Consider the following 12574-nt stretch of genomic DNA (forward strand, 5'->3'; position numbering starts at 1 on the left):
GATCAGGCCACGCGTCGGGGCCGCAGGTCAGCGGCGTGCCCGCCGGTGTGGTCAGCGGCGTATGACGCCCGCGTCCTCGGAGTACTCGCCGAGGACGGCGACGCTCACGACGGCGGCCGCGAAGACCTTCACGGCGCGCAGGGCGTCGCCGACGCGGTGGCGGGGGTGGTGGGAGGCGGTGGCGGTGGCGCCGCGAGGGCGGCCGCCCTGGATCGGGGTGAAGGTTGCGGTGCTCATGCATCCATGGTGCGTTCTCCGCCGGTCCCGCACATCGGTCTGGAGAGCCAACCTCACGGGCCCCCGGGTCCTCCTCACGTCCCATGGCCTCCCCCAGGGCTCTGCCGAAGGTCTGACACCCCCGGGTATGACACCCGTTCGGGGGTACCGAGCCGCCGGGACCTCCGTCCCGTAAATCCATTCGCGCCGCCCGCGCCCGCTGACTACAATCGCCGCTCTTGCCGCCTCCCACCGCCGTAACGGGGAGAGCCCCCCACCGCACGGCAACCGGTGGGTTTCCGTTCCGCACCGAAGCCGCTGGAGGCCGTCCCGTGCCCGCGCACGCCCCCGACACCACGCCCGACACCGTCGATCTCCTCGGCCGCGAGCGCGCCCACCTGGCCGCCTCCCGGGCCGCCCTGCGCGCGATGCGCGAGGACGTCGAGGCGCTCGACATCCGCGACGTCACCGCGAACTGGGTCAACGCCGTCGTCCTCCAGGCGCAGATCGACGACCGGATCAAGGCGCTGGCCGACCTCGCGCACACCCCGCTGTTCTTCGGCCGCCTCGACTACCTCCACGCCCCGGGCGCCGACCTCGCCGAGGGCGCGGGCGGCGAGCAGTTCTACATCGGCCGCCGCCACGTCCACGACGCCGACGGCGACCCGATGGTCATCGACTGGCGCGCGCCCGTCTCCCAGCCGTTCTACCGCGCCTCCAAGGCGGACCCACAGGACATCGCCCTGCGCCGCCGCTTCGGCTACACCGGCGGCGAGCTCACCGCCTACGAGGACGAGCACCTCTCCGACCCGGCGGAGGCGGCGGCCGTCAGCAAGCTGCTCCAGCAGGAGATCGAGCGTCCGCGCGTCGGCCCGATGCGCGACATCGTCGCCACGATCCAGCCCGAGCAGGACGAGATCGTCCGCTCCGGCCTGTCCGGTTCGGTGTGCGTGCAGGGCGGTCCCGGCACCGGGAAGACGGCCGTCGGCCTGCACCGGGTCGCGTACCTGCTGTACGCGCACCGCGAGCGGCTCGCCCGCACCGGCACGCTGGTCATCGGGCCGAACCGTTCCTTCCTGCACTACATCGAGCAGGTCCTGCCGGCCCTGGGCGAGCTGGAGGTCCAGCAGGCCACCGTCGACGACCTCGTCGCCCGCCCGGGTCTGGAGGTGCGCGCCGCCGACGCCGCCGCGACCGCCGTGGTCAAGGGCGACGCCCGGATGGCGCAGGTGCTGCGCCGTGCGGTCCGCTCGCACGTCACGGCGCCCGCCGAGCCCCTGATGGTGGTCCGCGGCTCGCGCCGCTGGCGGGTGCCGGCGTACGAGCTGGAGGAGATCGTCACCGAGCTCCAGAACCGCGACATCCGCTACGGCGCCGCCCGCGACGCGCTGCCGCAGCGGATCGCGCACGCCGTCCTCGTCCGCATGGAGCAGGCGGGCGAGGCCCCCGACGACCGGGTGCAGGACGCGGTGGCCCGCAACCCGGCGGTGAAGGCGGCGGTCAAGGCGGTCTGGCCGCAGATCGAGCCGGCGAAGCTGGTGCTGCGGCTGCTGTCGGACCCGGAGTTCCTGGCGGAGCACGCCGAGGGGGTCCTGACGCAGGAGGAGCAGAAGCTGCTGCTGTGGCCGAAGCCGTTCCGCAGCGTGAAGTCGGCGAAGTGGTCGGCGGCGGACCTGGTGCTGATCGACGAGGCCGCGGACCTGGTGGAGCGGACGCACTCGCTCGGGCACGTCGTCGTCGACGAGGCGCAGGACCTGTCCCCGATGCAGTACCGGGCGGTGGGGCGGCGCTGCACGACGGGTTCGGCGACGGTCCTGGGCGACCTCGCGCAGGGCACCACCCCGTGGGCCACGCGCAGCTGGGCTGAGGCGCTGGGGCACCTGGGGAAGCCGGAGGCGGTGCTGGAGGAGCTGACGGCGGGCTTCCGCGTGCCGCGCGAGGTGATCGCGTACGCGTCGCGGCTGCTGCCGGAGATCTCGCCGGGGCTGGCGCCGGTGTCCTCGGTGCGTGAGACGCCGGGGTCGCTGCTGGTGACGCCCTCGTCGGCGGACTCCCTGACGGACGACGTGCTCGCCGCGTGCCGGGCCTTCCTCGCGCACGAGGGCTCGATCGGGCTGATCGCGGCCGACGCGCGGATCCCGGTGCTGGCGGAGGCGCTGGACGCGGCGGGGCTGGCGTACCTGGCGCCGGGCGAGGAGACGACGGCGCAGTCGCGCCTCACGCTGGTGCCGGCGTCCCTCGCCAAGGGCCTGGAGTACGACTACGTGGTGCTGGACGAGCCGGCGGCGGTCGTGGACGGCGAGCCGGACGAGCGGACGGGGCTGCGCCGCCTGTACGTCTGCCTCACCCGAGCCGTCTCGGGCCTCACGGCCCTCCACGCCGCCCCCCTCCCGGCGGCCCTGGCCGGGTGAACGCGCTACCCCACCGCCGCGCGCCACTGGGCGACCGCCGCCGCGGAGACCGGGCGGCCCCACCCCGAGGGACGGGCCGCGCCGCCGATGTGGAAGCCGTCGATACCGGCGGCCCTCAGCACCGGTACGTGCGACAGCGCCAGCCCGCCTCCGACCAGGATCCGCGGCCCGTACCCCGGCTCGCCCCGCCGCGCGGCCTCCGCCAGCAGGACCGGGAGCCCCTCCGGGACCCCGGCGGCCGAGCCGGCCGTCAGGTACGTGTCCAGCCCCGGCAGGTCGGCCAGCGCCTTGCGCAGCCCGTCCCGGTCCGCCGCGCGGTCGATGGCCCGGTGGAAGGTCCAGCGGCAGCCGTCCAGCTCCGCCAGTACCGCCTCGACCGCGGCCAGGTCGGGGCTGCCGTCCGGGTGCAGGAACCCGAGGACGAACTCCCGCGCCCCCTCCGCCCGGAGCTCCCGCGCCGCCCTGGCCAGCCCTGCGACGTCGCCCGCCGCGAACCCGTCCGTCAGACGGAGCATCACGCGCAGCGGGATGTCGACCGAGGAACGGATCGCCGCGAAGGTCTCGCGCGACGGGGTGAGCCCGTCGGCGGCCATGTCGGTGACCAGTTCGAGTCGGTCCGCCCCACCCGCCTGGGCGGCGACCGCGTCCTCCACGTCGAGAGCGATCACCTCCAGGAGCGCACGGTTGCTCATGTGATCCCATCCTTCGGAACATAGGGAAAATAGGTCTAGTCCAATATCAGGGTACGGGCCCGGCCCACCCGCCACCAGCACCATCAGGCCACCCCGCACAATGTCCGCATGGACACCGCGCTGCGCAGCCGCTGGGCCGCCACCACCGCCGCCGCGGGGGCCGACCGGGACCCCGCCCCCTACGCCGACCGCCTCCTCGCCGCCTGGGCCGAGCCCCAGCGCCGCTACCACACCACCGCCCACCTGGCCGACGTCCTCGCGCGGATCGACGTCCTCGCCCCGCACGCCGCCGACCCCGCCGCCGTCGAGCTCGCCGCCTGGTTCCACGACGCCGTCTACCGCCCCGACCGCTCCGAGAACGAGGAGCGCAGCGCCGCCCTCGCCGAGCGCGCCCTCCCCGAGCTCGGCATCGACGCCGCCCGCACCGCCGAGGTCGCCCGCCTGGTCCGGCTCACCGTCACCCACGACCCCGCCCCCGGCGACACCAACGGCGAAGCCCTCTGCGACGCCGACCTCGCCGTCCTCGCGGGCCACCCCGACGACCCCGGCGCGTACGCCGCCTACGCCGCCGCCGTCCGCGCCGAGTACGCCTTCGTCCCCGACGAGGCCTTCCGCACCGGCCGCGCCGCCGTGCTGCGCCAGCTCCTCGGCCTGCCCCGCCTCTTCCGCACCCCGTACGGCGCCGCCCACTGGGAGGCCCCCGCCCGCCGCAACCTCGCCGCCGAGCTCGCCGCCCTGACCTGACGTACCGGGCGCCGCGCCGGGAATGCGACCCGCTCCGTCCCGGTTCGGGAAAGACATGTCCCCAGCCTCAGCGAACGCCCCGTCCCGCATGCCCGTCGCCGTCTACGTCCTCGGCCTGTCCGTCTTCGCGCTCGGCACCAGCGAGTTCATGCTGTCCGGGCTCCTGCCGCCCATCGCCGAGGACATGCACGTCTCCATCCCGCGGGCGGGCCTGCTGATATCCGCCTTCGCGATCGGCATGGTCGTCGGAGCGCCGCTGCTGGCCGTCGCCACCCTGCGCCTCCCGCGCCGCACCACCCTCATCGCGCTCATCAGTCTCTTCGGGCTCGGACAGGTCGCGGGCGCGCTGGCCCCCTCGTACGGATTCCTCTTCGCCTCCCGCGTGGTCTCCGCCCTCGCCTGCGCCGGGTTCTGGGCCGTCGGCGCGGCCGTCGCCATCGCCATGGTCGACCGGGACCAGCGCGCCCGCGCCATGTCCGTCATGATCGGCGGCCTGTCCATCGCCAACGTCCTCGGCGTGCCCGCCGGCGCCTTCCTCGGCGAGCAGTTCGGCTGGCGCTCCGCGTTCTGGTCGGTCGGCGCCGCCTCCGCGCTCGCCCTCGCGGGCATCCTGGCGCTCATCCCCAAGATCCCGCTGCCCGCCGAGAAGCCCCGCCTGCGGCGCGAGATCACCCTCTACGGCGAACGGCAGGTGTGGCTGGCCGTGGCCGTCACCGCCCTCGCCGCGGGCGGCGTGTTCTGCACCTTCAGCTACCTGTCGCCGCTGCTCACCGACGTGGCCGGACTGGACGCGGCGTGGGTGCCGTGGGTCCTGGCCCTCTTCGGCGTCGGCGCGCTGGTCGGCACCACGGTGGGCGGGCGGATCGCCGACGGCCGCCTCTTCGGGGTGATGGTCTGGGGCATCACCGCCTCCACCGGCTTCCTCACGGCCCTGGCCCTGCTGGCCTCGGTCCAGGTGGCGGCCGTCGCCCTGTCCTTCCTGCTCGGCGTCTCGGCGTTCTTCACCGCCCCGGCGCTCAACGCCCGCATGTTCAACCTCGCCGGCGCCGCGCCGACCCTCGCGGGGGCCACCACCACCGCCGCGTTCAACCTCGGCAACACCGGCGGCCCGTGGCTGGGCGGCGCCGTGATCGACGCGGGCCACGGCTACGCCGCGACGGCGTGGGCGGGGGCGGCGATGACCGTCACCGCGCTCGCCCTGACGGTCGTCGCCCTCCGCCTCGACCGCCGCTCGGGCACCGACACGACCCGCGTCGTCACCGGCTCGGGCGCCGCCCCGGCCCCGTCCGAGGCCCAGCCGGCGTCCTGCTAGCCCGGCTCCGCCGCGCGGCCGGCCCGGGTCCGCCGCGCGGCCTACGCGGCCGCGGCCTACGCCGCCGGGCGGCCCTTCGGGCGGCGAAGGCCCGCCTCGGTCAGGCGACGGACCAGCTCCTTGCTGCCGATCTCCACCGCCCCCGCCCCCACCGCGTCCGCGTACCGGTGCGACGGCACGTCGTAGTGGTCCCGCTCGAACGCCCGCGGCGGACAGCCGATGGCCGCCGCGAAGGCGTGCAGCTCCTCGTAGGAGACGTCACTGACCATGTGCGACCACATCCGCCCGTGCCCCGGCCAGACCGGCGGGTCGATGTACACCGTCACCGGCGGCTCACCGGCCCGGGCCCGGGTGGAAGACGGGGCCGAGACCGCCCACCGCCGCCACCTTCACCCCGGCCTCCGAGCACACCCAGTGCGGATCGGGACCCAGCTCCGGCTCCACGTCCAGCGCGTGCGGCTCCCCCTGCCCGCACACCGGACACAGCGGCCAGCGCCCGTACTTCTCCAGCAGGGCGTCCTTCACGTCCTGCGCGACGAGTCCGGCGAGGTAGTCGACCCCCTCCGGCCACTGCTCCACCCACCACCGGCGGTGCGTGACCGAGTCCTCGACGAGGGAGACGACATCGGCATCGGCGACCTCACCGGCGGCGAGATCGGCGAGAACCAGTGCACGGGCGACATGCAGCGCCTGTTCCAGGGGGGTCGCGTGGTCCATGGGGTCATTCTGGACCCTCACCCCCGCAAAAGGGGAGGGGATGCCTCGCCCGCCCGGCCCGGCGCACCGGCCCCCGGTCGCCGCCGGTGCCACCATGGCTCCCACCGGGAAGCCGGGAAGCCCCGGCCCGCCGAGCCACCGCCCGCCCGCAGGAGCCGCCCATGACCGCGCACCCCGACCTCCGCGCCCAGCTCGACACCCTCACCACCGAGGCCTTCCGCCCCGAGCTGGCCGAGATCGACCGGCTCCCGACCGTGGAGATCGTCCGGCTGATGAACGCCGAGGACGCCACCGTCCCGGCCGCCGTCGCCGCGCAGCTGGAGCCGATCGCCGCCGCCGTCGACGCCATCGCCGCACGGATGGCCCGCGGCGGCCGGCTCGTCTACGCGGGCGCCGGCACCGCCGGCCGGCTCGGCGTCCTGGACGCCAGCGAATGCCCGCCCACCTTCAACACCGACCCCCGGCAGGTCGTCGGCCTGATCGCGGGCGGCCCGAGCGCCGTCCTCCAGGCCGTCGAAGGCGCCGAGGACTCCCGGGAACTGGCCGCCGAGGACCTCACCGCCCTCGCGCTGACCACCGAGGACACCGTCGTCGGCGTCTCCGCCTCCGGCCGCACCCCCTACGCGGTCGGCGCCGTCGAGTACGCCCGCACCCGCGGCGCGCTCACCGTAGGACTGTCCTGCAACGCCGGCTCCGCCCTCGCCGCGGCCGCCGACCACGGCATCGAGGTGGTCGTCGGCCCCGAACTGCTCACCGGCTCCACCCGCCTGAAGGCCGGCACCGCGCAGAAACTCGTACTGAACCTGATCTCGACGGTGACGATGATCCGCCTCGGCAAGACGTACGGGAACCTCATGGTCGACGTCCGCGCCACCAACGAGAAGCTGCGCGCCCGCTCCCGCCGCATCCTCGCCCTGGCCACCGGCGCACCCGACGCGGAGATCGAGGCCGCGCTCACCGCCACCGGCGGCGAGGTCAAGGACGCCGTCCTGGTCCTCCTCGGCGGGGTCGACGGCCCCACCGCCGCCGCCCTCCTCACCGCCGCGCGGGGCCACCTGCGCGAGGCGCTCGCCGCCGCCCGCTGACACCCCGGCCCCCCACAGCAAGGCGACCGCATGTCCACAGACAAGAACCGCGCCACCGCCGCCGCGATCCTGCCCCTGGTCGGCGGCCCGGACAACATCGGCTCGATCGCGCACTGCATGACCCGCCTGCGGATCGGCCTGCACGACCGCTCCCTCGTCGACGAAGCCGCCCTGCGGGCCGTCCCCGGGGTCCTCGGCGTGGTGGAGGACGCCGCCACCTGCCAGATCGTGCTCGGGCCGGGCGCCGTCGCCCGCGTCACTCCCGCGTTCGAGGCCCTCGTCGCCGAAGCCCGTACGGCGCCGCCCGTCACGGCGGAGGCGCTGGCAGCCCGGGGCGCGGCCCTCAAGGACGCCCGCAAGGCCCGCAACGCCACCCCCTTCAAGCTGTTCCTGCGCCGGATCGCGAACGTCTTCGTCCCGCTGATCCCCGCCCTCATCGGCTGCGGGATCATCGCCGGCCTGGGCGGGCTCCTCGCCAACCTCGGCTGGGTCCCCGCCCTGGTCCCGGCGCTAACCGCGATCGGCTCCGGGTTCATGTCCCTGATCGCCGTGTTCGTCGGCCACAACACCGCCAAGGAGTTCGGCGGCACGCCCGTCCTCGGCGGGGCGGTCGCGGCCGTCATCGTCTTCCCGGGCGTCGCGAAGATCGACGCCTTCGGGCAGCACCTCTCCCCCGGCCAGGGCGGGGTCCTCGGCGCCCTCGCCGCCGCCCTGCTCGCCGTCCGCGTGGAGCGCTGGTGCCGGCGCCGGGTCCCCGAGGCCCTCGACGTACTGGTGACCCCGACCCTCACCGTGCTCGTCCCCGGCCTGGTCACCCTCTACGGGCTGATGTTCGTCGCGGGGGCCGTCTCCTCCGGCATCGGCACCTTCGCCGACCGGCTCCTCGCCACCGGCGGCGCCTTCGCCGGGATGGTCCTGGGCGGCCTGTTCCTCCCGCTGGTGATGCTCGGCCTGCACCAGGCCCTGATCCCGCTCCACACCACCCTCATCGACCAGACCGGCTACACCGTCCTCCTCCCCATCCTCGCGATGGCGGGCGCCGGCCAGGTCGGCGCGGCCCTGGCCGTCTACTGCCGCCTCCCCCGCAACCCGTCCCTGCGCGCGACGATCCGCTCCGCGCTCCCGGCCGGCCTGCTGGGCGTCGGCGAGCCGCTGATCTACGGGGTCTCGCTGCCGCTGGGCCGCCCGTTCGTCACCGCCTGCGTCGGCGGCGCGGCGGGCGGGGCGTTCATCGGCCTGTTCCACCAGCTGGGCGTCGCCTTCGGCTCCACCGCCATCGGCCCCTCCGGCTGGGCCCTGTTCCCCCTGCTGGAGGGCACGCGGGGGATGGCCGCGGCCCTCGCCGTCTATGCGGGCGGCCTGCTCACGGGCTATGTGACGGGGTTCGCCGCGACGTACTTCTTCGGTTTCACCCGCGCGATGCTCGACGAGCTGAACGCCGCGCCCGAACCGGCGGGGCCGGCCGCCCCCGGCCAGAGCGCCGGGGAACCGGCACTGGCCCGACCCTGACCCCCGGACCGGACGGGTCGCTGCCCGTCCGGTCCGACGGTCCGGGCGGTCACAGCCCGCCGGTGAAGAGCAGCCGGTTCGGGCTGCCGTTGCCGAGGCTGCTCAGGACGTCCTTGGTGGACGCGGCCTCCAGGTACCCGCGGACCTCCGCCGGGTCCGCCTTCGGGTGCGCCGCCTTGTAGAGGGCGGCGACACCGGCGACGTGCGGTGCGGCCATCGACGTACCGTTCAGGGCGACGCTGCCGCCGCCGAGCTTCGCCGAGACGATGTCCTGGCCGGGGGCGTAAAGGCTCAGGCAGGGCCCGTAGTTGGAGAAGCTCGTCTCCTGGTCCCACCGGTCGGTCGCCCCGACCGTCGTCACGCGCGGGGCCGAGGCGGGCGAGACGTTGCAGGCGTCCGCCGCGGAGTTGCCCGCCGCGACGACCGGCAGGACGCCCGCGTCGGACAGCGCGGTGGCGGCCGCGTTCACCGCCTCCGACCGGTCGCCGCCCAGCGAGGCGTTCAGCACGGCCGGCTGCCGGGCGTTCTGCGCCACCCAGTCCATGCCCGCGATGATGCCCGACCAGGCGCCCCTGCCGTCGCAGCCGAGGACCCGGACGCTGACCAGGTTCGCCTTGCGCGCCACCCCGTACGTCGCACCCGCCACCGTGCCCGCCACGTGCGTGCCGTGGCCCTGGCAGTCCAGGCCGTTGCGTCCGTCTCCGATCGCGTCGAAGCCCGGTACGGCCCGGCCGCCGAACTCGGGGTGCTCGTAGTCGATGCCCGTGTCCAGGACGTACGCGGTCACCCCGGCGCCGTTGCCCCCGGTGGTGAAGTCGTTGTCGAGGGGCAGCCGCCGCTGGTCGATCCGGTCCAGGCCCCACGACGCGGCCGGTGCCCGCACCCCCGCGGGCGCGGACGGCACCGGCACGGACGCCACCCGCCCGTCCTGCTCCACCGACTTCACCCCCGCGCTGCTGCGCACGGCCGCCAGCTGGGCCGCGGTCATCGGGACCGCGAAGCCGTTCATCGCCGAGGTGTAGACGAACGAGGGCTTGAGGCCCAGCTTCTGCGCCGCCTTGGCCGCGTCCACCCCCTTCTCCAGGGTCACGATGTACCGGCCGGGCACGGCGTCCGCCGCGGTGTACAGCGGTACGGGGGTCGGTTCGGGGCCGGCGGCCACGGCCGTGCCGGCCGTGACCGGGGTGGCGGTGAGGAGGGCGGCGGCGGCCAGGCGGACGAGCAGGCGCATGGAGGAGACTCCCTGGAAGCGGGGGCGGGGACGGCGACGGTCGGCACGAGCGGGCCGCTCCCGCGCGGGGGATCCTCCGGGCGGGACGGCTGCCCTCCCTTCCATCGGGCGGCGGGCCGGCGCGGCTTGACCGCCGGGCACCCGCCCGGCCCAGTCGCCGTGCGGCCGTGCCGCGGGACGGCGCCGCCCGCACCGCCGGGGAGCCGCCGCCTTGGGGCGCCGGGGCCCGCGGCCGCCCGCCGCGCCCGCCGTGCCGGCCGCCGGGTCACGGGCCGGGCGGCGAGACCACCCGTACGGCCCGCCACCACTTCGGGGAGCGCGCGTGCGGGACGCCCCGTGCCCCCGCCACACCCCGGGACGTCGTTGACCGGCCCCCGTCTGCGTGATGGCCTCGCCGCATGACCGCCCGTGTGAGCCGAGCCCTGTCCGTGACCGTCGCCGTCCTGGCCGCCGTCGCCGCCGTCCCGCCCCTGTCCGCCGCCGCCACCGCACCCGCCCCCGCTGCCGCCGCATCGCGGACCGCTCCGGCCGACTGGCCCTCGTACATCGTCACCGTGCGCCGGGGTGTCGATCCGGCCGCCGTCGCCGCGCAGGTCGGCGGCGTACGCCCCGACCGCTACTTCCACCACGCGCTGAACGGCTTCGCGGCCCGGCTCAGCCCGGAGCAGGTCGCCGACGTGGCCGCGCTGCCGGGCGTCCTGGCGGTGGAGGCCGACGGTTCGGCGGGACCCGCCTGACGCGGCCCCGGCCCCCGAGCCCCGGCGGCACGGCCCTTGCGCTCCCCTACGTCCCCGGGTCCGGCGGGAGCAGGGCGAGCAGCGCCGCCCGGGCCACGGCTGCGGACGGAAGGATGCCCGTGTAGCGGCCCGCTTCGGTGAAGGCGATGTGGTCGCCCTCGTCGCGCAGGGCCGCGCGGAGCCAGGCCGCGTCCTCGTCGTCGTGCTCCAGCGCCCGCGTGTGCAGGACAGGGGTGAACAACTGCTGGAGGCGGGTCACGTCGATCTCGTCGGGCGAACCGTCGAACCGGTCCACGCACCGGGCCAGCAGTTGTTCCTCCAGGAACGGGTGGAGGGCCTCGCGGGGCGGCGGGTGGGTCAGGCGGCGCATGCCCTCCAGCCCGAGCTCCTTCATCAGCCGCGCCGACGGCCCCGGCCCCGACGCCTCGGCGAGACGCACCCCGGCGGCCTGACCGGAGGCCTCCAGGCAGGCCTTGCGCAGCCCCGGGTCGGCGTCCTGGAGGCACCGCAGCAGGTCGGCCGGGGCCGCCCAGCCCACGAACCGGCCGGGCCGGCCCTGCCGCTGGGCGGTGAAGACGACCACCGCGGGCCGGGCGAGCCGGGCGGCCGCGGCGCACAGGAGCAGCAGCCGGTGCTCCCACCAGGCGTGGCCGTCCTCCAGGTCGACGACCACCACCTCGGCCCCGCGCAGGCCCCGCAGCGAGGTGACGGCCTCGGCCGCACCGGAGCCGGCCGGGGTGACGCCCCGTTCGGGGACCACGTTGCGGGGGACCGCCAGGCCGCGCCGGGACGCGGCCGCCGCCGTCAGGGCGGCCTTCACGGCGGCCGGTTCGACCCCCGTCCCGCCCGGCGCGAGCCCGCTGAGCACCACCAGCAGGACGGGCAGCAGACTCAGCGCGACGATGACCAGCAGCGCCCATCCGGCGGGCACGGACGCCAGGCCCAGCGCGGTCCGCCCGACACCCCAGGCCACGGCCAGGACAGCCAGCAGGACGGGCACCAGCACCACGGCCGTCCGTACGCCGAACGGCCAGAACGCCAGGCCGGACCCCGTCGGGCGGGCCGTGGCCTTCGCCCGGGTCGACCTGTGCGGCGAGTCCACGGCACCCATTATCGGCGGCCGGGCCGACCGCCGCCCGGGGAGCCGGACGGGCCGGCCCGGACCCCGGACCGGGGTGCCTAGGCCCGATAGACGCGCAGCTCCGACACCTCGTACGACATCTCCGTCTGCTCCGGCCCCGGCGCCGGGTGGTACCGGCCCGCGGAGACGGACAGGTTGACGATGAGGTACGCGCGCCAGCCGCGCCCCACGCCCCGCCCGTCGGAGAAGGCGCGGGACCCGTTGACCCACCAGACCACCGACCGTTTGCCGAACTCGATCCTGAGGTCGACCCAGGCCCCGGGCCGGATGGTGGGGTCGCGGTAGTAGCGGTGGGCCTCGCGGACGTGGTTGGACAGTTCCAGCAGGTCCGGGTTGTCGGGGTGGTACTCGAAGACGTCGATCTCCTGGCCGCCGTCGCGCCAGGTCCAGATCGCGGGCCAGGCTCCGGTCTCGGTGGGCAGGCGGACCCGGGCCTCCAGGACGTCACCGGTGCGGACGGTGAACCCCTGGTCGCTGCCCTCCGTCGTGAGCAGTCCGGTGTCCCAGTTGCCGTCGGGGCGGCGGGTCGCCCGGAAAGTGCCGCCGCGGCTGTAGGCGGGGTCGGTGACGAGGTGGTCGAGCTTGTTGTCGCCCGGGTTGACCGGGCCGCCGTCGGGATAGGCCCAGGAGCGGCCGGCCACCCACTGGGCGGGGGAGGCGAAGTCGGCGGTGAAGACGGGGGCGCCGCGCGGCGTGAACACCGGCAGGCCCCCGCCGCCGGCCGCGGGGAGGAGGCGGCGGGTCAGGCGGCGCAGCCATCCGGGGTGGTCCGATTCCAT

General features: G+C 75.8%; 13 protein-coding genes. 6 read left to right on the forward strand and 7 right to left on the reverse strand.

Going from position 1 to position 12574, the window contains the following annotated elements:
• Positions 1 to 51 precede the first annotated feature (51 nt).
• Complete coding sequence (locus tag ACZ5NJ_RS25520; RefSeq protein WP_468767522.1) at positions 52 to 237, reverse strand: hypothetical protein; 186 nt, start codon at positions 235 to 237, stop codon at positions 52 to 54.
• 407 nt (positions 238 to 644) lie between these two features.
• On the opposite strand from ACZ5NJ_RS25520, the gene ACZ5NJ_RS25525 reads away from it, so the two are divergent.
• Positions 645 to 2627 (forward strand): HelD family protein, encoded by a 1983-nt coding sequence (locus ACZ5NJ_RS25525; protein WP_468767646.1) that lies wholly within the window; start codon positions 645 to 647, stop codon positions 2625 to 2627.
• A 5-nt stretch (positions 2628 to 2632) separates the two neighbouring features.
• On the opposite strand, the gene ACZ5NJ_RS25530 is transcribed toward ACZ5NJ_RS25525, so the two are convergent.
• Entirely contained in the window at positions 2633 to 3319 is a 687-nt protein-coding gene (locus ACZ5NJ_RS25530; protein ID WP_468767523.1) for a copper homeostasis protein CutC, read from the reverse strand.
• Positions 3320 to 3427: 108 nt separating this feature from the next.
• Between ACZ5NJ_RS25530 and ACZ5NJ_RS25535 the strand changes: the two genes are divergently transcribed.
• Positions 3428 to 4063, forward strand: coding sequence for an HD domain-containing protein (locus ACZ5NJ_RS25535; protein ID WP_468767524.1), 636 nt, complete (start codon positions 3428 to 3430; stop codon positions 4061 to 4063).
• Between the two features lie 88 nt (positions 4064 to 4151).
• Entirely contained in the window at positions 4152 to 5375 is a 1224-nt protein-coding gene (locus tag ACZ5NJ_RS25540) for a Cmx/CmrA family chloramphenicol efflux MFS transporter (RefSeq protein ID WP_468767647.1), read from the forward strand.
• A gap of 56 nt (positions 5376 to 5431) precedes the next feature.
• Here ACZ5NJ_RS25540 and ACZ5NJ_RS25545 read toward each other — a convergent pair whose 3' ends face one another.
• Positions 5432 to 5701 (reverse strand): DUF4031 domain-containing protein, encoded by a 270-nt coding sequence (locus ACZ5NJ_RS25545; protein ID WP_468767525.1) that lies wholly within the window; start codon positions 5699 to 5701, stop codon positions 5432 to 5434.
• A 7-nt stretch (positions 5702 to 5708) separates the two neighbouring features.
• On the reverse strand, positions 5709 to 6092 hold the full coding sequence (locus ACZ5NJ_RS25550; protein WP_468767526.1) for a hypothetical protein: 384 nt from the start codon (positions 6090 to 6092) through the stop codon (positions 5709 to 5711).
• Positions 6093 to 6253: 161 nt separating this feature from the next.
• On the opposite strand from ACZ5NJ_RS25550, the gene murQ reads away from it, so the two are divergent.
• Together murQ and ACZ5NJ_RS25560 are read left to right on the forward strand one after the other, a co-directional pair.
• Positions 6254 to 7177, forward strand: a complete 924-nt coding sequence (murQ, locus tag ACZ5NJ_RS25555; protein ID WP_468767527.1) for an N-acetylmuramic acid 6-phosphate etherase — start codon at positions 6254 to 6256, stop codon at positions 7175 to 7177.
• Positions 7178 to 7207: 30 nt separating this feature from the next.
• A complete protein-coding gene (locus ACZ5NJ_RS25560) occupies positions 7208 to 8686 on the forward strand; it encodes a PTS transporter subunit EIIC (protein WP_468767528.1) in 1479 nt (492 codons plus the stop codon).
• Between the two features lie 49 nt (positions 8687 to 8735).
• On the opposite strand, the gene ACZ5NJ_RS25565 is transcribed toward ACZ5NJ_RS25560, so the two are convergent.
• Positions 8736 to 9917 (reverse strand): S8 family peptidase, encoded by a 1182-nt coding sequence (locus ACZ5NJ_RS25565; protein ID WP_468767529.1) that lies wholly within the window; start codon positions 9915 to 9917, stop codon positions 8736 to 8738.
• Between the two features lie 398 nt (positions 9918 to 10315).
• Between ACZ5NJ_RS25565 and ACZ5NJ_RS25570 the strand changes: the two genes are divergently transcribed.
• On the forward strand, positions 10316 to 10654 hold the full coding sequence (locus ACZ5NJ_RS25570) for a protease inhibitor I9 family protein (protein ID WP_468767530.1): 339 nt from the start codon (positions 10316 to 10318) through the stop codon (positions 10652 to 10654).
• A 46-nt stretch (positions 10655 to 10700) separates the two neighbouring features.
• Here the strand turns inward: ACZ5NJ_RS25570 and ACZ5NJ_RS25575 are convergent, their stop codons facing one another.
• Both ACZ5NJ_RS25575 and ACZ5NJ_RS25580 read right to left on the reverse strand, forming a co-directional pair.
• Positions 10701 to 11756 (reverse strand): hypothetical protein, encoded by a 1056-nt coding sequence (locus ACZ5NJ_RS25575; RefSeq protein WP_468767531.1) that lies wholly within the window; start codon positions 11754 to 11756, stop codon positions 10701 to 10703.
• 77 nt (positions 11757 to 11833) lie between these two features.
• Positions 11834 to 12574: a beta-glucanase gene (locus tag ACZ5NJ_RS25580; protein WP_468767532.1), complete on the reverse strand. Its 741-nt coding sequence runs from the start codon at positions 12572 to 12574 to the stop codon at positions 11834 to 11836.

Source organism: Streptomyces sp. NPDC032091 (assembly GCF_055580265.1).